At 51.7% G+C, this 24,010-nt stretch carries 21 protein-coding genes and 1 riboswitch; of the genes, 18 read left to right on the plus strand and 3 right to left on the minus strand.

What is annotated here, in order from left to right; translation table 11 throughout:
* The first annotated feature begins 32 nt into the window (after positions 1-32).
* Positions 33-1,451, plus strand: coding sequence for a DUF512 domain-containing protein (locus CGC65_RS10070; protein ID WP_002569516.1), 1,419 nt, complete (start codon positions 33-35; stop codon positions 1,449-1,451).
* A gap of 141 nt (positions 1,452-1,592) precedes the next feature.
* Positions 1,593-2,456, plus strand: coding sequence for a methylenetetrahydrofolate reductase [NAD(P)H] (metF, locus tag CGC65_RS10075; protein ID WP_002569515.1), 864 nt, complete (start codon positions 1,593-1,595; stop codon positions 2,454-2,456).
* 13 nt (positions 2,457-2,469) lie between these two features.
* Here the strand turns inward: metF and CGC65_RS10080 are convergent, their stop codons facing one another.
* The 3 genes from CGC65_RS10080 to CGC65_RS10090 all read right to left on the minus strand — a co-directional run bounded on the left by CGC65_RS10080 (position 2,470) and on the right by CGC65_RS10090 (position 6,417).
* Entirely contained in the window at positions 2,470-3,378 is a 909-nt protein-coding gene (locus tag CGC65_RS10080; RefSeq protein ID WP_002569514.1) for a LysR family transcriptional regulator, read from the minus strand.
* Positions 3,379-3,447: 69 nt separating this feature from the next.
* A complete protein-coding gene (gene xrtK / locus CGC65_RS10085; RefSeq protein ID WP_002569513.1) occupies positions 3,448-4,362 on the minus strand; it encodes an exosortase K in 915 nt (304 codons plus the stop codon).
* 3 nt (positions 4,363-4,365) lie between these two features.
* On the minus strand, positions 4,366-6,417 hold the full coding sequence (locus tag CGC65_RS10090) for a VIT and vWA domain-containing protein (protein ID WP_002569512.1): 2,052 nt from the start codon (positions 6,415-6,417) through the stop codon (positions 4,366-4,368).
* 177 nt (positions 6,418-6,594) lie between these two features.
* Positions 6,595-6,667: riboswitch (Fluoride riboswitch) on the plus strand.
* A gap of 52 nt (positions 6,668-6,719) precedes the next feature.
* Between CGC65_RS10090 and CGC65_RS10095 the strand changes: the two genes are divergently transcribed.
* The 16 genes from CGC65_RS10095 to CGC65_RS10175 all read left to right on the plus strand — a co-directional run bounded on the left by CGC65_RS10095 (position 6,720) and on the right by CGC65_RS10175 (position 23,985).
* Positions 6,720-7,901, plus strand: coding sequence for a cation:proton antiporter (locus CGC65_RS10095; RefSeq protein WP_002569511.1), 1,182 nt, complete (start codon positions 6,720-6,722; stop codon positions 7,899-7,901).
* 93 nt (positions 7,902-7,994) lie between these two features.
* Entirely contained in the window at positions 7,995-8,918 is a 924-nt protein-coding gene (locus CGC65_RS10100; RefSeq protein WP_002569510.1) for a carbon-nitrogen hydrolase family protein, read from the plus strand.
* A gap of 20 nt (positions 8,919-8,938) precedes the next feature.
* A complete protein-coding gene (locus CGC65_RS10105) occupies positions 8,939-12,295 on the plus strand; it encodes an ATP-binding protein (RefSeq protein WP_002569509.1) in 3,357 nt (1,118 codons plus the stop codon).
* 296 nt (positions 12,296-12,591) lie between these two features.
* A complete protein-coding gene (ytvI, locus tag CGC65_RS10110) occupies positions 12,592-13,710 on the plus strand; it encodes a sporulation integral membrane protein YtvI (protein ID WP_002569508.1) in 1,119 nt (372 codons plus the stop codon).
* Positions 13,711-13,820: 110 nt separating this feature from the next.
* Complete coding sequence (locus CGC65_RS32480; protein ID WP_002569507.1) at positions 13,821-14,447, plus strand: sugar O-acetyltransferase; 627 nt, start codon at positions 13,821-13,823, stop codon at positions 14,445-14,447.
* A 4-nt stretch (positions 14,448-14,451) separates the two neighbouring features.
* Complete coding sequence (gene rsmH / locus CGC65_RS10120) at positions 14,452-15,516, plus strand: 16S rRNA (cytosine(1402)-N(4))-methyltransferase RsmH (RefSeq protein ID WP_002569506.1); 1,065 nt, start codon at positions 14,452-14,454, stop codon at positions 15,514-15,516.
* A 50-nt stretch (positions 15,517-15,566) separates the two neighbouring features.
* On the plus strand, positions 15,567-16,580 hold the full coding sequence (locus CGC65_RS10125; protein WP_002569505.1) for an SDR family oxidoreductase: 1,014 nt from the start codon (positions 15,567-15,569) through the stop codon (positions 16,578-16,580).
* A 68-nt stretch (positions 16,581-16,648) separates the two neighbouring features.
* Positions 16,649-17,245, plus strand: coding sequence for a DNA-3-methyladenine glycosylase I (locus CGC65_RS10130; protein ID WP_002569504.1), 597 nt, complete (start codon positions 16,649-16,651; stop codon positions 17,243-17,245).
* A 278-nt stretch (positions 17,246-17,523) separates the two neighbouring features.
* Positions 17,524-18,162 (plus strand): hypothetical protein, encoded by a 639-nt coding sequence (locus CGC65_RS10135; protein ID WP_002569503.1) that lies wholly within the window; start codon positions 17,524-17,526, stop codon positions 18,160-18,162.
* A complete protein-coding gene (locus CGC65_RS10140; protein ID WP_002569502.1) occupies positions 18,159-19,085 on the plus strand; it encodes a hypothetical protein in 927 nt (308 codons plus the stop codon). Before CGC65_RS10135 ends, CGC65_RS10140 begins: the two co-directional genes overlap by 4 nt.
* A complete protein-coding gene (locus CGC65_RS10145) occupies positions 19,085-20,218 on the plus strand; it encodes a radical SAM/SPASM domain-containing protein (RefSeq protein ID WP_002569501.1) in 1,134 nt (377 codons plus the stop codon). Before CGC65_RS10140 ends, CGC65_RS10145 begins: the two co-directional genes overlap by 1 nt.
* Positions 20,215-20,574 (plus strand): winged helix-turn-helix transcriptional regulator, encoded by a 360-nt coding sequence (locus tag CGC65_RS10150; protein WP_002569500.1) that lies wholly within the window; start codon positions 20,215-20,217, stop codon positions 20,572-20,574. Before CGC65_RS10145 ends, CGC65_RS10150 begins: the two co-directional genes overlap by 4 nt.
* A 163-nt stretch (positions 20,575-20,737) precedes the next feature.
* Positions 20,738-21,154: a pyridoxamine 5'-phosphate oxidase family protein gene (locus CGC65_RS10155; RefSeq protein ID WP_002569499.1), complete on the plus strand. Its 417-nt coding sequence runs from the start codon at positions 20,738-20,740 to the stop codon at positions 21,152-21,154.
* A 508-nt stretch (positions 21,155-21,662) separates the two neighbouring features.
* Positions 21,663-22,229 (plus strand): NADAR family protein, encoded by a 567-nt coding sequence (locus tag CGC65_RS10165; protein WP_002569498.1) that lies wholly within the window; start codon positions 21,663-21,665, stop codon positions 22,227-22,229.
* Between the two features lies 1 nt (position 22,230).
* On the plus strand, positions 22,231-23,166 hold the full coding sequence (locus tag CGC65_RS10170) for an NUDIX hydrolase (protein WP_002569497.1): 936 nt from the start codon (positions 22,231-22,233) through the stop codon (positions 23,164-23,166).
* A gap of 3 nt (positions 23,167-23,169) precedes the next feature.
* Positions 23,170-23,985 carry a TIGR02452 family protein gene (locus tag CGC65_RS10175; protein ID WP_002569496.1) on the plus strand — a complete coding sequence of 272 codons (816 nt, stop codon included), beginning with the start codon at positions 23,170-23,172 and terminating at the stop codon, positions 23,983-23,985.
* The last annotated feature ends 25 nt before the right edge of the window (positions 23,986-24,010 follow it).

The following is a 24,010-nucleotide window of genomic DNA, read 5'->3' on the forward strand; positions in this document are numbered from 1 at the left end:
ATGGAAAAAACTATAATATTGAGGAAAATAGATTGAAGACAAAAAAGAATGAACATGTGATAAAAGAGGTATATCCCGGCTCTATTGCGCAGGAGATGGAAATAGAACCGGGCGATATACTGCTTTCAATCAATCATGAAGTGATTGAGGATGTATTTGACTATCGGTATCTGATTAAGGATGAGTACATTGAGGTGGTCATAAGAAAACCGGACGGGGAAGAGTGGCTGCTGGAAATCGACAAGGAGTATGACGATGACCTGGGTGTGGAGTTTGAAAACGGCCTGATGAGCGATTACCGTTCGTGCAGCAACAAATGCATATTCTGCTTTATTGACCAGATGCCGCCGGGAATGCGGGAGACCCTGTATTTTAAGGACGACGATTCCAGGCTTTCTTTCCTGCAGGGAAATTACATTACTCTGACCAATATGAAGGAGAGGGACATAGAGAGAATCATCCGTATGCAGCTGGCCCCCATCAACATATCGGTGCAGACTACCAACCCGCAGCTGCGCTGTAAGATGCTCAACAACCGTTTTGCGGGAGATAAGCTTAAGTATCTGCAGATGCTCTATGACGGCCATGTGGAGATGAACGGCCAGGTGGTCTGCTGCAAGAACGTAAATGACGGAGCAGAGTTAGAGAGGACCATCCGGGATTTATCCCGATACCTGCCTTTCCTGAGAAGCGTTTCCGTGGTGCCTGCCGGAATTACAAAATTCAGGGAGGGATTGTTTCCCATTGAGTTATATACCAAGGAAGAGGCAGGCGCTGTCATCGACATGGTGGAAAGCCGCCAGCAGGAGTTTTATGAGCAATACGGCCTTCATTTCATTCATGCCAGTGATGAGTGGTACATTATTGCAGGCAGGGATTTCCCTGAGGAAGAGCGTTACGACGGCTATATCCAGCTGGAGAACGGCGTGGGTATGATGCGTATGTTCATCAATGAATTTAACGAGGCCCTGGAGGATGTGATCAGCAAAAAGGAGTATGAAGAGCTGGCCGGAACCGTTTCAAGGACCCTGACCATTGCAACGGGAAAGCTGACGTATCCCACCATCTGCGGCTTCGCAGGAAAGCTGATGGATGCGTTTCCCCATCTCACGGTTCATGTGTACGCTATAAGGAATGATTTCTTTGGGGAGACCATTACGGTATCCGGCCTTATAACGGGACAGGACCTGATAGGACAGTTAAAGGAACGGCAGGCAGCGGGGGAGGATTTGGGAGAAGTACTGCAGATTCCCTCCAATATGCTGCGGGTGGGTGAGCAGGTATTTTTAGATGATCTGACGGTCCGGGATGTGGAGCGGGAGCTGGGGATGAAGGTGGTGGCAGTGGAATCAGGAGGCAGGGAGTTCATTGACGCCATATTGGATCCGGAATACAGAATGGAACGAAGGAATGATAATTTTGTGTACATCCAGGCCTATGACCGGAAGTAAGATATAGTTTTAAACTATAGCTGCCCATAAAATTTACAAATTATCCCTTCCTTTTGTTTTGTGCTATGATTACTGCAATCAGAAAACATGAGCAGCCGGAAATCATGGCCAAGACTTATTGAAGGAAGGGAACAAACATACATGAAGACATCATCATTGTTCAACCATAAAACAGTACTGTCCCTGGAGGTTTTTCCTCCCAAAAGGACAGCGCCCGTTGACACGATTTATAACACGCTGGATGAGCTTAAGGGAATCACCCCTGATTTTATCAGCGTCACATATGGAGCGGGTGGCAGCGAGAACAGTCAGACAACGCTTAAGATTGCGTCTGCTATTAAGCATAAATACGGCATAGAGAGCGTGGCCCATATTCCGTGCCTGAACCTGACAAGGGACGATGTCCTGCTGATTCTGGAACAGCTGAAGGAACAGAAAATAGAGAATATACTGGCCCTGCGGGGGGACCGCACCGCGGACAGGGAGCCGGCTGGGGATTTCCGGTACGCGGCGGATTTGGTGGAGTTTATAAAGAACCATGGGGATTTTAATATAATAGGCGCCTGTTACCCGGAAGGCCATCAGGAATCCGGCGGCCTGGTAAGGGATATGAAACACTTAAAAGATAAGGTGGACGCCGGTGTCAGCCAGCTTATCACCCAGCTTTTCTTTGACAACGAGTATTTTTACCGCTTCAGGGAACGGATGGATTTGGTTGGAATCCATGTTCCGGTGGAGGCCGGAATCATGCCGGTGGTCAACAAAAAGCAGATTGAGCGCATGGTATCCCTGTGCGGCGTAAAGCTGCCGAAAAAATTCATCTCCATGATGGAGCGGTACGGGGATAACCCCATTGCCATGCGGGACGCGGGAATCGCCTACGCGGTAGACCAGATTGTGGACCTGGCAGCCGGCGGCGTGGACGGCATCCACCTGTATACCATGAATAATCCTTATATTGCCAACCGGATTTACGAATCCGTATTCCGGCTGATGGCGTCTTAGGGTAGGTTCTGCCCTAAGACTGACTGCTGATCAGCCGGTGTAATTCCTCCAGATATTTCCCGGCAAATTCGCTGAGATGGATTCTGGGGTCCCCAATCCATCCGATGACCATGTTTTCCTCTGTTTCCAGGGGAACTGCCATGATGGAGTCGCCGTTCAGGTTGCGGTTTAAAATGCCGCTGCATATGGTATATCCGTTTAGTCCGATGAGAAGATTGAACAGGGTGGCCCTGTCGCTGACATAGATTACTTTTTTTCTGGGAATGGTGCTGAGGATTTCCTCTGAGAAGTAAAAGGAATTTTTTTCGCCCTGCTCAAAGGCCAGGAAGGGGTAATCCTCCAAATCCTCAATGGCAACGCTGTTTCTGGCGGACAGGGGGTGGGTTACGCTGATGAATACATGGGGGCTGGCCTTAAACAGCGGATGGAATAAAAGGCCGCTTTCCTTGAACAGCTTTTCCAGCACCTTCCGGTTAAAATCATTGATGTAGAGGATGCCCAGCTCACTCCTGTAATTCTTTACATCGTCGATAATCTCATAGGTGCGGGTCTCCCTCAGGGTGAATTCATATTCGTCCGTGTTCTGGCAGGATACCAGGTTGGCGAACGCATTGACGGCAAAGGCATAGTGCTGGGTGGATATGGAGCAGATACGCTTCACCGGTTTTTTGTTTGTGTAGTGCTGCTCCAACAGCTCGGCCTGCTCCAGCACCTGTCTGGCATAGGACAGGAACTCCATTCCCTGGGAAGACAGGGCGATCCCCTTGGAGCTGCGGTTGAAGATGGATATGCCCATTTCCTTTTCCAGCTCCCTTACTGAATTGGAAAGACTGGGCTGGGTTATGAAAAGATGTTTGGCTGCCTCGGAAATAGAGCCGCAGTTTACGATGGTTACAATATAGCGCAGTTGCTGCAGGGTCATGACTAATACCTCCATTGCATTTAATGCATGGAGGTATTTTAGCACGAAATGATATAGTTTAAAACTATGTCATTCCATATTTTTATGATTTTTGCGGTACCGTCCTGATGTCAGCCGGCTGATGCGTCTGTGAAGTTCGGAACAGATACAGTAAAAGGTTATGACGGTAAGGCAGACGGCTGTCAGCAGGAGGGCATAGTCTGTGAAGGATTGGGGACGGTTTCTGTATGCCCTGTTAAGAAATGGTATCCCCAAAACAATGGAGAAATACCAGAAAGCAGGGGCAGCCCATCTTCCCAGGGCCCTTATGGGGTAAAATCCGGCCCGGGCCCGGCTGTTTCCCCGGTGGGATGTTCCGGGAGCAGCAGAGCATTTCCGGGAGACGTATTCTCCCAGCTGGCAGACGGCAAACAGGGCGGTAAAGTAAACAGCCGTTCCGATGATGGTATGAAGCTGTTTTGGCGTGAGCCATATGCTCCAGGCCCGGGCCGGTGCTGGGCCGGATGATCCGGCCGTTTCTGCCCATGCAGAGCCGGATACGTCTGTCCATGCCGTGCCTGACATTCCCAGATATATGGGAATGAAAATGGAGAACAGGATACGAAAGCCGTTGACAAAGATGGTCAGCAGATAGGAAGCCAGGGCGCTTAGGGCCATCCATCCTATTTTTCCCTTTATGGTTCTCATCCGGTGAATATAGGAAAAGACCAGGGCTGTCATGGAAATCATCAGGAACTGGAGACCGGAGCAGGAGGCAGCTATGATGAAGCGGCAGGAGTGGCTGACATAACCTGTCTGAGGGACCTTTATGAAGGGAATTCCGCTAAGGGCGCTGACCCACCGGGCAGTGGGGGCCAGAATCCATGAGAGGCTGTCCGGGCCCCCGCGGCTGTAATAATATTTCATTCCCAGCAGCAGGAAGGCTCCTGCCAGATAGAAGGGGATGTTGCGGCGGATTAAAGATTTAGCGCTAGGAATGTCCATTGATTAAGCCTCCTCTGTTTTTCTCTTTTTTCTGTCAGCCCGGCTTCGGCGGATACAGCCTGCTGCCATTATGACTCCTGCGGCACACATCAGTATCAGGGTTCCTGGTTCTGAGCCAATGGTATATCCGGCTCCCACGGCAAAATTAGATACGTGCTGCGGCAGCGGAAGGGGCTGTTTCACATCCGCGGCAGAACCATCCTGGCTGCGGACTGTTTCAGTCACGGCAATAAATGACGTGTAGGGCGTCATCATGCTGTAGTCCAGTCCAAGCTGTGTGACTGTTTTTTTGATCATGGCCTGTCTGACTGCATCCTGGACATCCTCCCGTGTGCCGTAATCTGTCAGACGTTCCACCTTTGTCCTGGCCCACAGATAGGGGATGGCTGTATTGTCTGCCGGGGCCTCTGCCCGGCCTACCGGTATTTCCTGCATATAATCCTGGTTTCCGGTTTTTCCGGTTATACGAATGGTGCCGGAAGGCTGGCCCCGCCATTTTCCAAACAGGACAATGGGTCTTTGGGCAAACAGGGTGGGAAGGATGTCCGGCTCTACATCGTAAACATCAAAACCGTCAAAGGAAACATTTATGCCGGTCATGACAGGGGACTGGATATAAGTGCTGAAATCACAGGCTGTGTCTGATGCCTGTGACGGTTCTGTTACAACAAAGGCTTCGCCGGAACCGGCTTTTGCGATTCCGTCGATTAAATAGCGGTTGACGGAGGTGCCGATTCCAAAGGAGAAGAAATCTGCTGTCTTAAGATTCCTGTTTATGAGGCTGAATATGGACGATTCATCGGACATATAGCCGTCTGTGATAGTGACAATGCTTCTGGCCATCCGCGGGTCCCTTGGAAGGGAGACTGCCTGTTCAAGGGCCGGGGCCAGCTCCGTGCCGCCGCCTCCGTCCTGGCGCTCAATCAGGTCAATGGCCTGCCGGATGTTTTCTGCGGTGGCAGGTACGGATTTTGGCGCCATGGAAACGGCTGTATCTGAGAACAGGATCAGGTTAAACTGGTCAGAATCCCTGAGATTGCCAACCAGGTTCCCTATGAGCTCCTTTGCGGTGTCAAGGGGATACCCGAACATGGAGCCTGACACATCCAGCACAAATATGTATTCACGGGGCGGAATCTCTTCCGCCCTGACACGCTCCGGGGGCTGTACCATCAGCATGAAGAAATTTTCTTTTTCCCCGGTGTTCAGCATGAGTCCGCAGTTTATCTCCTGCCCGGTAAGTCTGTAATCCAGGATGAAGTCCCGGTCCCCTGCAAACTCCCCGGAATCAGAGAGGGTTACATGGGCAATGGATTCGCTTTCCTTTTCCACCTTGATTTTATGGGAACTGCTGGTCAGGCTGGAAATGGGGACGCCTGCGGAGAGGCTGACGGCAATTTCATAGGTACCCTGCGGGGCGGTCCCTTCCTCCAGGTAAGGACTTGCCGTCCACTCATCTCCCCCGCCTGTTTCCGGGGCAGAGCCGGCATACCGTGGGCCGGTCACGGTGGGGAACACAAACTGGTAAACCCCGTCCCTGGGGGATATCAGTTCGGTGTAGTGCAGTTCAATTCGCACCGTATCCCCGGGCATTACATTGGCCACATTCATGGTAAATACATTGGGACGCTGCTGCTCCAGCAGAGAGGCGCTTTTTCCCTCGCTTTTAGCTTCCTCGAATTCTGTTTTGGCCTCTTCCCTTTCCTTTATTTTTGCCGTGATTACCTCGTTCCCGATTTCCATTTTCATTCCATGTACCGTAACCCTGGCAGATGCCGGGAACACGTAGCTGGCATTGATGGGTATTGTCCCTTCGTTGGCATAGGTCTGGGTGACATATGTTTCGGCAATGACACCGTTTATTGTGGAGGACACACTTGTGTCCTTCAGGGGGAACTGGTCTGCCGCCTGTGCAGCGTCCTGTACAAAGAAATAGGGGGCAAGGGTCTTGTCCGCCGTATCCCCGTCCGGTTCCTCACCGTAGACCGCAGCAGGGGTCAGGGCCAGCATAAGTAGTGTCAGACATACATAAAGCCAGGTTTTCTTCCGTTTCATTGTTTGCACCTCGTTTGTTTTTGTTTGGGGTTTTCTTATAATCCAGATTACAATGGCCAGGCATCAAAATGGCATCAAAGATGCATCATATTTGCATCATATGAAAAAACAAGTGAAAACCAAATGAAAACCAAATGAAAAAGGAAATCATTGACATCCTGTAATTTTAGTTATAAAATAAGTACCGGGAATGAAGTTCTCCCTTAGTCTGACTAGAACCGCTTATAAAGCTGATGACTTCTGCATTATGTATTAACGCAGAAATGATCGGCTTTTTCTGCGTTTATAAGGAGGAAAAGGATATGCTGATTAGTATTGCTTTTATGTTGATGCTGGGAATGTTTCTGGGGTGGGTGTGCAGGAAGCTGCGCCTGCCCGGCCTTATGGGGATGATTTTTACCGGGGTTCTTCTGGGTCCCTACGCCCTGAATCTGATTGATGGGTCTATATTGAATATTTCTTCAGAGCTGAGACGGATTGCCCTTATTATCATATTGATGAGGGCAGGGCTTTCCCTGGATTTAAATGACCTTAAAAAGGTGGGGCGCCCGGCCGTGCTCATGTGCTTTCTTCCGGCCTGCTTTGAGATATTGGGAATGGTCCTTCTGGCGCCCCGGCTACTGGGGATTTCGGTTCTCGACGCCGCCATCATGGGAGCTGTGGTGGGAGCGGTGTCCCCGGCTGTCATAGTTCCCAAGATGTTAAAGCTGATTGAAGACGGGTACGGCACGGATAAGGGGATTCCGCAGCTGCTTTTGGCAGGGGCATCCGTGGACGATGTGTTTGTGATTGTGATGTTCACGGCGTTTACGGGCCTGGCCCAGGGCGGGAGCGTATCACCCATAAGCTTTGTTAAGATACCTGTTTCCATTCTGATTGGAAGTTTTATCGGACTGGCGGCCGGCTGGGGGCTGGCCGTATATTTTAAGAGAGTCCATATTCGGGATACGGTCAAGGTCATCATTCTGCTGTGTGTCTCTTTTATCCTGGTGACGTTAGAGGACAGATATTCGGATATTGTGCCCTTTTCCTCCCTGATTTCAGTCATGGGAATCGGAATCGCCCTTCAGAAGAAACGGGAGGAGGCAGCCCGCCGTCTTTCCGTTAAGTTCAATAAGGTGTGGGTCTGTGCCGAAATCATGCTCTTTGTCCTGGTAGGGGCAACTGTAAACATCCATTATGCATTGAGCGCAGGCGTGTGGGCGGTTATACTGATATTCGGCGTGCTGGTTTTCAGGATGGCAGGCGTGTTCTGCTGCCTGGCCGGGACCAGGCTTAATATGAAGGAGCGGGTATTCTGCATGATAGGTTATATGCCAAAAGCTACGGTACAGGCCGCCATAGGCGGGGTGCCTCTGGCCATGGGTCTGGCCTGCGGAGATATCGTGCTGACGGTGGCTGTGCTGGCCATATTGATTACCGCACCTTTGGGAGCTTTTTTGATTGACCTGACCTATAAGCGTTTTTTGCAAGAAAGATTATAAGAAAGATCAGAAGAAAGATGAATCCTGCCATTGTGGAGATCAGAACCGCATGGTAAAATGAGAAAAGACTGGTTTGCACAAAGGAGAGGCCAAATGAAGGATGTAAAGAAAATATGCAAAATAGCTGTCATCCAGGCCGCGCCTGTCATGTTTGACAAGGATGCCTGCACACAGAAGGCCGTGGATTTGATTCAGGAGGCATCCCGGAGGGGAGCCCAGCTTATGGTGTTTCCGGAACTGTTCATACCGGGCTACCCTTACGGCATGACATTCGGGTTCCGGGTGGGCAGCCGCAGCGGGGAGGGAAGGCAGGACTGGAAGCTGTATCTGGATAACTCCATTCTGGTTCCCGGGAAAGAGACAGAAAAAATAGGCATGGCTGCGCGGGAAGCAGGGGCTTACGTCAGCATCGGTGTTTCCGAACGGGATGGGGTGACAGGAACGCTTTACAATACAAATCTGTTTTTCTCACCCCGGGGAAGCCTGGTTTGTGTACACAGGAAGTTAAAGCCCACAGGGGCTGAGCGGGTGGTATGGGGGGACGCCGACCGGGGATATTTTCCGGTTGAGGATACGCCCTGGGGGGTGATGGGAAGCCTGATCTGCTGGGAAAGCTATATGCCCCTGGCCAGGGCGGCCTTGTATGAAAAGGGAGTGGCCCTGTATATTTCCCCTAATACAAATGACAATCCGGAATGGCAGTCCACGGTACAGCACATTGCTCTGGAGGGAAGGTGCTATTTCATCAACTGTAACATGTATATTACAAGAGACATGTATCCTGAAAACCTGTGCTGCCGGGATGAGATTGACGGGCTGCCGGATACGGTGTGCCGGGGAGGCAGCTGCATTGTGGACCCATACGGGCACTACGTGACAGAGCCGGTGTGGGATAAGGAAGCCGTTATCTATGCGGATCTGGAGATGGACAGGGTAAGCGCCAGCCGGATGGAATTTGATGTCTGCGGCCACTATTCCCGTCCGGATGTGCTGAGGCTTCAGATTGACGACAGATAATCCAGAGGAAAGCAGGTTTTATGGGCGTGAAGACAGAATCAGATACAGGGCAGCATCAGCGGCTGGAGGATGTGAAGAAACTGGCCAGCCGTATTATGCACATGCACTATTGCGAGCATGATATAGAGGGAATCACCTCCTGCTTTTCAGAACAGTTTTCCTGGATGGGGGCTGGGGAGCAGGAGTATTTGTCAGGCCGGAAGGCCTGCGCGGACCACTTCCGCAAATTCAGGGAGAGCATACCTGACTGTAATATATGGGATGAGGAGTACGATGTGGTCTGTCCCATGGAAAACGTGTATGTTGTTATGGGAAGGATGTGGATAGCCACGGATCCCGGCACCCGGATGTACCTGAAAGTACATCAGAGGGTGACCTTTGTATTTCGGGATACGGAGGACGGGCTTACATGCTCCCATATCCACTGCTCCAATCCTTATCAGGAAATGCTGGATGGGGAAAGCTTTCCGGAGAAAATCGGCAGGCAGTCCTATGAGTATGTCCAGGAGCGTTTAAATGCTCTGGAGGAGGAGACAAAACAGCAGAACCGCCAGCTGGAGGTCATCATGTCCTCCATTGCGGGCGGATTAAAGATAAGCAATGACGATGAAACCTACTCCTTTGCATTTGTCAGCAAGGAGGCGGCAGCCCTGTTCGGCTATACCGTGGAGGAATTCATGGAGGTAACCGGGGGGACAGCTGTGGGCAACGTATATCCTCCGGACCTTCCCGGCGCCCTGGCTGACTGTGCCGAGGCGTTCAGGGACGGAAATCTTACATATTCCACCCGTTACAGGGTGCGCTGTAAGGACGGAAGCCTGAAATGGATCATTGACAGCGGAAAAAAAGCCCAGGACGCAGACGGGAACTGGATGGTCAACAGCCTGTACCTGGATGTGACCCGGTCAGAGGAGGACGCCCAGCGCCTGAGGGAGCAGACCCAGCTGCTGACCAGTATTTACGATACGGTTCCATGCGGCATCATCCGTTTTGTCAGGGACATAGAGGGCGGATACCGTCTTGTTTCCATCAACAGGGCCGTCCTGAATCTGATGGGCTACAAGGATATGGAGGAGGGTTTAAACGACTGGCACGACGGCGTCCTGGGAGCTGTGCTGGAGGAGGACCGCCTGATTCTGCAGGAGGCGTACCGCAAACTGAGGGAGATTGGTGACCGGCAGGACCAGGAATACAGGGTCAGGTGGAAGGACGGAAGTATCCACTGGCTGGAGGGGACCAGCATGGTGGTGGGGGTAACTCCCCAGGGTGAGGATATTTTACAGCGCACGGCTGTGGATATCACCCAGCGCAAGATTCTTCAGGAACAGCTGGAGCGGGAGCAGGAGATGTACCGGGTTTCCATGGAGGTCAGTTCAGCCGTCATGTTTGAGTACCGGATGGACGAGGATGTATTTATCAGCTATGAGCCAAAGACAGGACAGGGTGTGCTACGTAACGAACTGAGGGATTACTCCAGGACGCTGCTAAAACGGCAGGTGGTGCACCCGGATGATGTGCCCACAGTCATTGACAATATATGCAACGGCCGATCTGAGGTATTTGAAGTCCGCGTGTCCGTTCCCGGCGGTGAGCCCGGAACCTATATATGGCACAGGGTCAACAGCAGGCTGATGATGGAGAATGGGAAGCCCAGCCGGGTGGTGGGCGCGCTCCACAATATCCATTCCATGAAATCAAAACTGTCAGAGAACAGCGAGCGGCTGTATATGAGCCAGTCAGCGCTTCAGGCCATCAATGGCGTGTATATGAGTATTTTCTATGTGAACCTGCCGGAGGACAGCTATTATGCGGTAAGGCTGCCGGAGGTGCGCGGTGGGGCGGTGCTGCCGAGGAACGGGTGCTACTCCACAGAGCTTTGCAGTTATATCCTGTCCGATGTGGACCAGGCGGACAGAAAACGGGTGATGTCCATCTGTGAGCGTGAATGGCTTCTGGGGGAACTGGCCGGAGGAAACGAACACATTGAGGTGGAGTTCAGGCACGGCTTCTCTCCTCTGTGGCTGCGTCTGGAGGTCCACATGGTTGCCTCCAAGGAGGGCAGGCCCAGGACGGCCATTATAGCCCTGCGCAACATCAGCGCCGAGAAACAGCGGGAATTGGAGTATTATGATGAGGAGAAGAAGGCAAAGCACGCCCTGGAGGAGGCGTATGATTCACTGAACCGGGCCAACCAGGCAAAGTCGGATTTTCTTTCCAGGATGAGCCACGACATCCGCACGCCCATGAATGCAATCATGGGCATGACTGCCATAGCCCAGAGCAATCTTAACAACCGTGATAAGATAGAGGACTGTCTGTCTAAAATCAGTCTCTCGGGCAGCCACCTTCTGGATTTAATCAATAAGGTGCTGGACATGTCGAAAATAGAGTCCGGCAATGTGGGACTGAGCGAAGATGCCTTCTGCCTGGAGGAATTGGTGGAGGAGGTATCCCTTATCGTAAAACCGGATATGGACAGCAAAGGACAGGAACTGTCCATCAGCTTAAAAGAGATAGACCACCATGCCGTATATGGGGACGCGGTCCGGGTCAAACAGATTCTCATTAATCTGCTGTCCAACGCCGTGAAGTACACCTCTGACAGGGGGCATATAGCCGTATCCCTGGAAGAGAAGCTTTCCAGTGAAAGCGGGGTGGGATGCTTTGAGTTTGTGGTGGAGGACGACGGAATCGGCATGGCCCCGGAATTCCTGGAAAAGCTGTTCATGCCCTTTGAACGGGCTGAGGATTCCCGGGTCAGCCAGGTCCAGGGAACGGGACTGGGGCTGGCCATAACCAGGAATCTGGTGCAGATGATGAACGGCACCATACGGGTGGAAAGCCAGCTGAACAGGGGAACCCGGTTCATTGCCACCATATATCTGAAACTTGCCGGGGAGGAAGATACCGGAGAACGGTCCCAGAACGGAAATACCCCCAGGACCCCGGCTTCATTTCCGCCCGGAACATGTGTGCTGCTTGCAGAGGACAATGAGCTGAACCGTGAAATCGTGGTGGAGCTGTTGTCTATGTTCAACATCACGGCTGTATGCGCTGTCAACGGCCGGGAGGCCGTGGAACGGTTTGAGACAGACCCGCCTGGGACCTACGCCCTTATCCTCATGGATATACAGATGCCGGTTATGGACGGTTACACGGCTGCCAGTGCTATCCGCAGCCTGGGAAAGACCGGCAGGCGGCCGGACGGGACTGGGATTCCCATTATCGCCCTTACGGCAAACGCATTTGCCGACGACGTGTACCGGGCCAAACAGGCGGGAATGGATGAGCATGTAACCAAGCCGCTGGAAATCAGCCGTCTGCTGGAAATCATGCACCGGTACCTGGACGTTCCAGCCCGGAACCGTACAGAATAAAAGTCCGGATTAAAAGTTTGTTAAAGAATGGGCCATCCCCTTGTGTAATCCCGGTTTATCCAATATAATAGGCCGTAAACAGAATTACATGAGGAGAAGACGGATTCCATGGATGACGAATTCGGCGGCACTGCCCCGAAGCATAGATATTTCGATACAATTTACCACATAAGTGGGATAAGGCATGGCTTGCGCACAATTGGGCGCAGGCCGTGTCTTTTTGTTTTTTACCGGCTTGCCCATAAAAGGTGCGCCGTCCATGGATGTTATTCCTGTCCGGACAGAAAGGAAGAATAATGAAGACCGAAGCGAGAAAAATATTTATCATTAACTGCATGTACTTTACAATCCTGCTGCTGGCAGCCTTTGTACTGCTGAAATACGGGCTGCCCATGGTGGCCCCCTTTGTCACTGCGTTTGTGATCGCGTATCTGTTAAGGAGGCCAATCTGCTTTGCGTCAGTCCGTCTGCACATGAACAGGAAGATTACAGCTATTCTTATGGTGCTCCTGTTCTACAGTGTGGCTGGGCTGCTGTTTACCCTTCTCTGCGTCAAGATGTTTTCCAACGGGAAATCGTTGGTGGCAAGCCTGCCGTCGGTTTATGCCAATTATGCGGAACCTGTGTTTACCGGGATTTTCGGAGGCATCGAACAATATCTTCTGCGGATGGACCCGTCTCTCCTTGGGGCCTTAGAGGAGCTGGAGGGACATTTTGTGCAGTCCGCGGGACAGATGGTATCAGGAATCTCCATGTCAGTCATGGGATGGCTTTCCGGCTTCGCCTCATCCCTTCCTGGTATGTTTATCAATCTGCTGCTCATGGTCATTACCACCTTTTTCATTGCGGCTGATTATGAACTGCTGACCGGATTCTGTCTGCGGCAGCTGGGGGAACGGCCCAAGGAGGTATTTATGGAGATACAGTCCTATGTGGTGGGCACCCTTTTTGTGTGTATCCGCTCCTATGCCCTGATTATGACCATTACCTTTGTGGAACTGTCCATTGGACTGACGCTTATTGGGGTGGAGAATTCACTGGTTATTGCGTTTCTTATCGCTGTATTTGACATTCTTCCCGTGCTGGGGACAGGGGGAATCATGATCCCGTGGACGGTCATCACTGCCCTTATGGGCAGCCACGGCCTGGCACTGGGGCTTCTGGTGGTGTATCTGGTCATAACGGTTGTGCGCAATATCATAGAGCCTAAAATTGTAGGGAGCCAGATTGGCCTTCACCCGGTGGTGACGCTGGTGAGCATGTTTGTGGGAGCGCAGCTTTTGGGGGTACTGGGATTATTCGGATTTCCCATTGGCCTGTCCCTGCTGCGCTATCTGAATGAGACAGGGTCCATCCGGCTGTTTAAGACGGCAGGGGAAGAATCGCAGCAGTTATTCCATAAGGAACAGATTTAAAGGAACAGATTGAAAGAACCAGATTTCAGGAACCAGATTTCCTTCCATCACGTATTGCATCCCTGCCGGTATGCTTGGTATAATGGTAGGGATAAGCGGGAGAGGAGGGAATGCAGAAGATTATGACTGAAAAAGAACGGATGTTGTCGGAAAAGCTTTATATACCAATGGATGAGGCGCTTGCAGCAGACTGTGCCAGGTCCAGGCGGCTGGTCCGTCTGATTAATGGGACCACGGAAGAACAGGCGGAGTACAGGGTGCAGCTTTTTAAGGAACTGTTTGGCAGGACAGGGGAAAATCTATGGGTGGAGCCGCCTTTTCACTGCGACTACGGCTGCCATATTTCTGTGGGTGAAAATTTCTATGCCAATTTTGACTGTATCATTCTGGATGTATGTGATGTGACCATCGGAGATAATGTATTCCTCGCCCCCAGGGTTTGTATCTATACCGCAGGGCATCCCATCGACGCCGGAGTACGCCGCAGACAGCTGGAATACGGAAAGAAGGTAGTGATTGGGAATGATGTGTGGGTGGGAGGAAATACCGTCATCAATCCCGGAGTCACCATTGGGGACAATGTGGTCATTGGTTCAGGTTCCGTGGTTACGAAGGACATTCCATCCGGCGTCATTGCGGCCGGGAACCCCTGCCGTGTCCTCCGGCCTGTTACAGAGGAGGATACCAGGTACTGGGAGGAGCTTGAAAGAGAATATCGAAGGGACAGAGGAGAGTAAAGACATGGAACAGGAAGGCCAGAAGCATCAGCGCCGTGTGCGCTACAAGGGAACGCATCCCAAACGTTACGAGGAAAAATATAAGGAGCTCCAGCCGGAAAAGTACCCGGAAACCGTGGCAAAGGTCATCCAGAAGGGAAGCACCCCTGTGGGTATGCATATCCCTATCATGGTAAATGAGATACTGGAGTTCCTTCAGATACAGCCTGGCCAGACTGGCCTGGACGCCACCCTGGGATACGGGGGCCATACCAGCAGGATGCTGGAGCGCCTGGAGTCAAAGGGCCATATCTATGCCCTGGATGTGGATTCCATCGAGATGGAAAAGACCAGGCAGCGGCTTGAACATATGGGCTATGGGCCGGAGATACTCACCATCCGGAAACTGAACTTTGCCAATATAGACCAGATAGCCGGAGAATTCGGGCCGCTGGATTTTGTGCTGGCAGATTTAGGCGTGTCATCCATGCAGATTGATAATCCGTCCAGAGGCTTTTCTTTTAAGAAAGAAGGCCCCCTGGACCTGCGTCTGGACCCTCTTAAGGGAGAGCCTGCATCAGAGCGGCTGAAGGGTCTTACCCAGGAGGAATTAACAGGCATGCTCATGGAGAATTCCGACGAACCCTACGCAGAGGAGATTGCCCGTACGGTTATGGGTGAAATCAAGCGGGGAAGGGAGGTTGCCACCACCACCAGGCTATATGAGATGGTAGACAGGGCGCTGGCGTTCATTCCGGAGGAGGAACGGAAGGAGGCAGTGAAGAAGTCCTGCCAGAGGACATTTCAGGCCCTGCGCATTGATGTGAACAGCGAATTCGAGGTGTTGTATGAATTTCTGGACAAGCTTCCCGGCGTATTAAAGCCGGGAGGAAGGGCAGCCATCCTGACCTTTCACTCCGGCGAGGACAGGATTGTGAAGAAATCATTTAAGGAAATGTACAGGGCAGGCCTTTACAGCCAGGTTGCCGGGGATGTGATACGTCCTTCGGCAGAGGAGTGCAGGATGAACAGCCGTGCCCATTCCACGAAAATGCGGTGGGCCATAAAAGCAGAAGACAGTAACAGTTAGGCAGAAACAGTTAGGCAGTAACAGTTAGTCAGAGGCAGGGAGGTATCATAATGAAAGCTTTATTTATAGGGGGAACAGGAACCATCAGCACAGCGGTGGCAGCGCTGGCCATGGATAAAGGATGGGAGGTTACCCTTCTCAACAGGGGTTCCAAACCTGTGCCGGAGGGGATGGAGTCCATGGTTGCGGACATTCACGACGAGGCAGCAGTGGCCCGTATAATGGAGGGCAGGACATATGATGTGGTGGCCCAGTTCATTGCATATGGGGCGGAGGACGTGCAACGCGACATACGGCTCTTCCAGGAAAAGACAAGGCAGTATATCTTTATCAGCAGCGCGTCCGCGTACCAGAAACCAGCGGCAGGCTGTCCCATAACGGAGAGCACGCCTTTAATCAACCCTTACTGGGAATATTCACGTAAAAAGATTGATGCGGAGGAGGTGCTTACGGCAGCATACCGCAAGAATGGATTCCCGGTAACGATTGTGCGCCCCAGCCATACATATGATGGTAAAAAGCCGCCGGTAGCCATACATGGCCATAAGGGAAACTGGCAGATATTAAAGCGGATACTGGAGGGAAAGCCGGTTATCATACCGGGGGACGGCACCTCCCTGTGGACACTGACCCATTCCGCTGATTTTGCCAGGGGGTATGTGGGCCTGATGGGCAATCCCCATGCCATAGGCAATGCCTACCATATTACCAGCGATGAGTCCATGACATGGAACCAGATTTATGAAACGCTGGCAGAGGCATTGGACAGACCTCTTAACGCCCTTCATGTGGCATCTGATTTTCTGGCAGAGCACGGAAAGGAATATGATTTTGCAGGCCAGCTTCTGGGGGATAAGGCGTGTACAGTCCTGTTTGACAACACAAAAATCAAGAGGGCTGTGCCTGATTTTGTATGCACCGTATCCATGGCAGAGGGGATTAGAAGCTCGGTCCGCTATATGATGGACCATCCGGAGAGCCAGACACCGGACCCGCAGTTTGATGCGTGGTGCGACCGGATTGCCGGGGCATGGAAGGCTGCGGATGAGGCATTTGGAAAATAGGGATTGGTTGGGAAACGGTTGGATGCATCAGCAGTGAAAGCGGATATACGGCAGGAGGTCCGGGGCATATGGATGGATGTACATGGTGTCTGTGCAATGAAAAGATGAAGAAATACCACGATGAAGAATGGGGCGTCCCTCTTCATGATGACCACAGGCAGTTTGAGTTTCTCATGATGGAAGTTATGCAGTGCGGGCTGAACTGGAATATGATGATACAGAAACGGGAAATCTTCAGACAGTGCTTTGACGGGTTTGATTACGACAAGATTGCGTCATATGAAGAGGAGGATATTGAACGGATTCTGTCCTGTGAAGGAATGATTAAATCCCGCAGAAAGGTAGAGGCTGTTATCCATAATGCCAGGTGTTTCCAGAAGGTCAGGCAGGAATACGGCTCATTCAGCTCGTACATATGGGGCTTTTCCGGGGGAAAGACCATTCTCTACGCAGGCCATCAAAAGGGAAAAATCCCGGCCCAGAACGCCCTGTCCCAGCAGCTCAGCCAGGATTTGAGGAAACGCGGTTTCAAGTACCTGGGTCCGGTCACGGTTTACTCCCATCTCCAGGCCTGCGGGGTGATTAATGACCATGTGGAAGGATGTTTCCGGTATCATGATTTGATAGAGCATTACCCCACTGTGAAGAAGCGGGATAAGAAGTAGGCGGGCTAAGAAGTAGGATGTATCTATAATATTTGTCTGCAACATGGAGATGAAAGGGGTTCCAGGCTGTCCAGGGCTGGGAATCCCTTTTGTCCGTATGGGCTGTTTTCTGCGGTCTCCGCCCGGAATTCCTCTGCTTTCTCCATACGACAGAAAAGCTTTAACTGAAATTAAGAATTACTAAAAGAACAAAGGCCCCATGTGTGCTACCATAGAATCATCAGAGATATCAGGGCGGTTGGGGAACCGGAAGCACCTGATGCAAGGAGGAGACTATTATGAAAATGAGATGGCGTGTGGCAGCGGTCATAGTATGTGTGGCGGCGTTGTCTTACTGTGCGGACAACAGGCCCGACCTGACGCTGGCTGAGAAACCGGTGATTTACCTGTACCCGGAACAGGCCCAGGAGGTCAGTGTCAGGCTGGACTATGATGGGAGGCTTACGGACACGATTCCGGCCTACGGGGATGGATGGAAGGTGACGGCCTGGCCGGATGGAAGACTGGTGGATCATAACGACGGGAAGGAATATCCCTATTTGTTCTGGGAAGGAGAAGACCGCACAGCGTATGACATGACGAAAGGGTTTGTGGTTTTGGGAAGCGGGACAGAGGCGTTTCTCAGGGAGAAGCTGGAGCATTTGGGGCTGAAGGAAAAGGAGTATGAAGCATTCATCGAATACTGGCTGCCCAGGATGGAGGGCAATCCTTATAACCTGATTACATTCCAGAAGGAAGCCTATGAGGAGACGGCCGGGCTTCTTATATCGCCAAAGCCGGACAGCATACTGAGGGTATTCATGGTATACATGCCGCTGGAGCAGCCTGTCCAGGCGGAGGAACCGGAGCTGGCCCCCTTTGAGCGCAGGGGCTTCACCGTGGTGGAGTGGGGAGGAAAGGAGATTTTGGCAGAATGAAAGTAACACCTGTTGTTTACTATAAGAAACCCGGATATCCCACCGGGGCTGACATGAAATCCCGTCCCGAACTGCTAAAAAAAGTGCCGCACAGATGGTCTGGGAACGGTGTGGTGCTGACGGCTCTGGGAATGTCCCTGGCATTGTGCGCATGCGCAGCCCGGGGAGATATGGAGCCGGGAGGTGTGAAACCTGGGAATACGGAACCGGGAGTTGGGGAGCCGGAAGATACAGGGGCAGGAGGTGCAGGTCAGGACTACCGGGGCAAAACAGAGGACGGAGAAGCTCATAAGGGGTTGGTGGCTCCTGTATTCATCCACGGGGAGGGGACAGGCGCCTATGGCTGTATAGCGGTGACCGCGCCATTTTTCCTGTCAGAGGAGGAGGCCTGGGAAATTATAAAGTCCGAGGCGGAAAGCTACAAAGGGATTACATTTTCCCGGAACACCCCGCCTGTGCTTGAGGATGTAAAACTGCCGGAGAGCCGTCTGTTCAGCGGCAAAACAGAGAAAAAGCAGTCCCTCAGGGACGGTGATTTATGTCTGGACGGAGCGGACGCAGATAATAAGATAGCATTTGAATTCATCTCCCAAGACGATGTGTATGAATGGAGAAAGGAGAATGAGGAAGCCGCGGCCACCTTTACACTCTATGATACAAAGGGCACCGCAGAACAGCTGAGGGAGGAACTGGTTTCCTATGGACCTGACATAGCTCTGGGAATCTTTTATGACCCGTGTAATGATGTGGATATGGAAGGCGCGTATGACGCCATGGCAAAGGCAGAGGAACAGGGGATGACCTTTGACTGGGAAGGAGCCAAGCTGGAACAGGAGGCCAGGGCAAGGGCAAAATCAGAGGAGGAGCTGCGCGCCCAGGTGCGCGATTTTCTGGATTGGCTGAAAGGACAGGGGGTAATCTGATGCATGTGACGCTTCACCTGACCAATGCCTGCAACCTGGCCTGCGGATACTGTTATGAGTGTCACCAGAAGGACTATATGACGGTGGAGACTGCCAAAAAGGCGGCTCTTCTGGCAGCCGGGAAAGGGCAGTCCTCCTGCGGCATCGTATTCTTCGGCGGGGAGCCCCTGCTGTGCAGGGATGTGATTTACCGCACAGCTGCTGCCTGCCGGGACATGGAAAACGCCCTGAATACCAGATTCCATTTTAAGATAACTACAAACGGAACACTTTTAGACCGTGAATTTCTGGACTATTCCAGAAAAAACCGCATATTAATCGCGCTGTCCCATGATGGAACGAAAAGGGCCCATGACTTTTTCCGAAGGCATAAGGACGGAAGGGGCAGCTATGACGAACTGGAGTCCGTGACCGAAGAACTGCTGGCCGCCCACCCTTACGCGCCGGTTATGATGACGGTATGCCCGGAGACAGTTGGCGAGTATGCCAGAGGGATAAAGGAATTGTGGAATAAAGGTTTCCGGTATTTTATATGCAGCCTGAACTATGCAGGGGCATGGGACAATGGATCCGTCAGCCAGCTGAAATCCCAGTACAGCGAACTTGCGGAATTTTACTATGAAATGACCTGCAGGGAGGAAAAATTCTATTTCAGCCCTTTTGAGGTCAAGATAGCCAGCTGGATTAAGGGGGATGCCTACTGCCATGAGCGCTGCGAGCTGGGCTTAAAGCAGATTTCCGTGGCTCCGGACGGCGTTCTCTATCCCTGTACGCAGTTTGCGGGCCACAGAGGCTATGCCATCGGCACTGTGGATGAGGGCATAGACCAGGCTAAAAGGCAGCGTCTGTATGCGCAGAGCCGGGGAGATAAACCTGAATGTAGCGGCTGCGCGGTAAAACAGCGCTGCAATTGCACCTGCGGGTGCCTGAATTATCAGGTGACAGGAAGCGTCCGACAGGTGGCGCCTATGCTGTGCACCCATGAGCGGTTAATCCTTCCCATTGCGGATAAGCTGGCTGCCCGGCTGTACAGGCAGAGAAACGGAATGTTCATCCAGAAACATTATAACGATATGTTTCCCTTGATTTCCCTGGTGGAGGACAAGACGGGAAAAGGAGGAAAAGAAAAATGAAGACGAGGACAGAGTACACATGTCCTTTGGAACTGACCCATGACATTACCAAGGGAAAATGGAAACCCATCATCCTGTGGCAGTTAGGCCAGGGGCCCCATTCCCTGGCCGGTTTAAAACGGGAGATAAAGGGAATCAGCCAGAAAATGCTCATAGAACAGTTAAGGGAGCTCTGTGATTACGGAATGGTGTCAAAGACATCCTATGAGGGATATCCTTTAAAGGTGGAATACGCGCTGACCAGCAGGGGGACTAAGATGCTGGAAGCAGTGGTTATCATGCAGGGAATCGGAATCGAGATGATGATGGAGGACGGAAAAGAAGAATTCCTGCGCAAAAAGGGATTGCTGGATTAAGGGGGTATCAGACACGCCTTACCCCATGGTTACAAAAAAGTGTGTAATTTACAGAGAGCATCTTTCATGTTAGAGTGTGGCTGAGGGAATGGGGACCGGCAGTATGCGCATTTCCAGAGGTAACAGGAAGAAATATGAAGGGAATATGAGAGGAGGAATTTTCATGAGGGATGCAGAAACAACCATAGGGAATCTGGCGGATAAACAGACCGTGGCCTTTATAGGAGCGGCGGATGAGGAGGGATTTCCCGTTGTCAAGGCCATGCTGGCGCCGCGGAAACGGGAGGGGATAAAGGTGTTCTATTTTACCACCAATACCTCATCCAGACATACAGCGCAGTACCGTGAGAATCCGAAGGCCTGTATCTATTTCTGCGACAGGCGCTTCTTCCGGGGGGCCATGTTAAAGGGAACCATGGAGATACTGGAGGACAGCGAAAGCAAGGAAATGATATGGCGTGAAGGAGATACCATGTATTATCCGGGAGGAGTCACGGACCCGGATTACTGTGTGATGCGTTTTACGGCTGTCTCAGGAAGGTTTTACAGCAATTTTCACTCAGAGGATTTTGAGGTGTAGGCAGAAAATACGTTGTGCCGCCGATACGTCATCCGTCATCTCTGGGGCGGTGTCCGTGACTTAAGAAAGGCCTGGTCTCTGTCAGCTTTTGCAGGGCAGAGGCCCTTTTTTGATCAAAAGGACCGGAGCCAGACGCAGCGGGCCGGCCGGTGAATGCAGATATGCCAATATGCAAAGGCTGCTTTTATCCCCTATTTTATCCGGTATTTTATCCGATATGGGATTACCATGTGATTTTTGCGTAATGTTTGCAGATGATTCCCAGGAAATGTTTGCAGGTGATTCACAGGTGATTTCCGGGTAATGTTCTTCTTGACAAAACTGGAATATCTGGTTATTATGATATTATCAAAAAGATAATAATTAAAAGATAATAACTGTAAAATAATATCTATCCGGTAATAACTGCCTGAGGACAACAGACAATGTCAGCCCCAGGGATTTACTGCAATGCAGCACAATGGCGGATTACACGGATTTCACAGTTTTCACAGGGAGGTAAAACACAATGGTATATACATGGGAAGCACTTAAAAAAGCATACATTGCAGGCCAGCATTTTAAATTTTTATTTTTCTGGGGACACACCCCATCAGCAGACGGGCTTATCACGGAAGCATGTCTGAGCCAGTGGTGGAAATGCAGCTTCACGGCAGACGGCACAGTTTATTCCTGCGCAGAGCAGTTTATGATGGCGGAAAAGGCCAGAATGTTCGGTGACAGGGACATGCTGGGGAACATTATGGAGGCCAGGGAGCCAAAAGCCATGAAAGCCTATGGGAGGGCAGTGAAGAATTTTGACAAGGAAACCTGGGATGCCGCCTGCTATGAACTGGTGCGCGAAGGGAATATGGCAAAATTTTCCCAGAATCCGGAGCTGTGGGAGTTTTTAAAATCCACCAGGAAACGGATTCTGGTGGAGGCCAGTCCAAGGGACCGTATCTGGGGAATCGGTATGGGAAAGAACAACCCGGACGCAGAGTGTCCGCTGAAATGGAAGGGCAGCAACCTGCTGGGGTTTGCCCTGACAGAGGCCAGGGATTTGCTGCTTGAAAAAGAGGAGGGGATGGACTGATATGGGAGAAAAGAAAGAAAACACTCCCTGTCTGCGGGACAGGAACGGTCTGACAGAAGAAGAGTTTCTGAAAAGCTACAATCCCGGTCATTATGCCCGCCCGTCAGTGGCGGCGGATATGGCCATTTTCACGGTGACGGACCAGGAGGAATCCAATTACAGGAAGCTTCCGGAAAAGAACCTAAGCATTCTCCTGATTCAGAGGGGAGGTCATCCCTATCTGGGATGCTGGGCCCTGCCGGGCGGTTTTGTGAGGCCGGAGGAGACAACGGAGCAGGCAGCCAGAAGAGAGCTGAGAGAAGAAACCGGACTGGATTATGGGTATATGGAACAGCTGTACACGTTCAGTGAACCGGGAAGGGATCCCAGAACCTGGGTCATGAGCTGTTCCTATATGGCATTGGTGGACTGCAGCCGGCTTACGATACAGGCCGGTGATGACGCCGACAATGCCAGATGGTTCCGCATTTCCTACAGGCTGACCGATGAACACCGGGATTACAGGCGCAGCCAGGATACCGGGCTGGTGGAGTCAGTGGAACATATACAGCACTATGAACTTAAATTATGGACGGATGATACGGTACTTTGTTCCGGAATTGAGAAGATAACCAGGAAAAACAGACAGGCAGAGACCGTGGAATATAAGATAACGGATAACCGGGGGCTGGCATTTGACCACGCCAGAATCATATCCTGCGCCCTGGAAAGGCTTCGCGGAAAGGTGGAATACACGGGATTGGCCCTGCATCTGATGCCGCAGGAATTTACCCTGACACAGCTGCAGCAGGTATATGAAGTGATTCTGGACAAATGCCTTCTGAAGCCTGCGTTCCGCCGCAAGATAGCTTCTCTGGTGGAGGAAACCGATTCCTTTACGGAACGGGAAGGCCACCGCCCCTCGCGCCTTTACAGGAGGAAATGGGAGGAATTTTAAGATATGGACAGAAAAGCAATTGCAAGACAGACATTGGACATTATGGAAAAGGGCTGGTATGAGACAGAGGGAACGGTGGTGGAAATCAGAGCCCGCCAGCAGGAGTCAGTGAAGAAAAGCGTGCTTTTTACGCCGGAACAGGGGGAGCGGCTGCTGGAGCAATATGAGACGGTTACTAAAAAGACAGCAAAATATAAGTGCTGTACATGGAATTGTTCCACAGTGGATGCCATTCTTAAGCTGGCAGGAGAGAATCAGTGCAGATGCGCTGTCCTTAATTTTGCCAGCGCCAAGAATCCGGGCGGCGGATTTATAAACGGAGCCATGGCCCAGGAGGAAAGCCTGGCTGCCAGCAGCTGCCTCTATAAAACACTTACGGCCCACGAAACGTATTATAGGATGAACCGGGCATGCAGTACCATGATTTATACAGATCACGCCATATTTTCGCCGGATGTGGTGTTTTTCCGGGACGGAAGGTTTGGCCTGCTTAAGGAACCTGTGGAAGCGTCTGTGCTCACCCTTCCGGCTGTCAATATGGGGCAGGTGATCCTGAAGGGGGAAGACAGGGCTTTAGCAGAGCAGTCCATGAAGCGCCGCATGAAGCTGGCCCTTGCCATCTTTGCCTCCCGGGGCTGCCGAAACCTGATACTGGGCGCCTACGGATGCGGCGTGTTCCGCAATGATCCGGTTAAGGTGGCGGGCTGGTGGAAGGAGCTTTTGGAGCAGTATTTTCCCGGTGACTTTGACACCATTGTATACGCGGTTTTGGACCGCTCCGCCACCCAGGCGTGTTACAGGGCATTCCGGGATATCTGAAATGTGTGCATGACAGCTGCAGCAG

The organism is Enterocloster bolteae, from assembly GCF_002234575.2.
Taxonomy (GTDB): Bacteria; Bacillota; Clostridia; order Lachnospirales; family Lachnospiraceae; genus Enterocloster; species Enterocloster bolteae.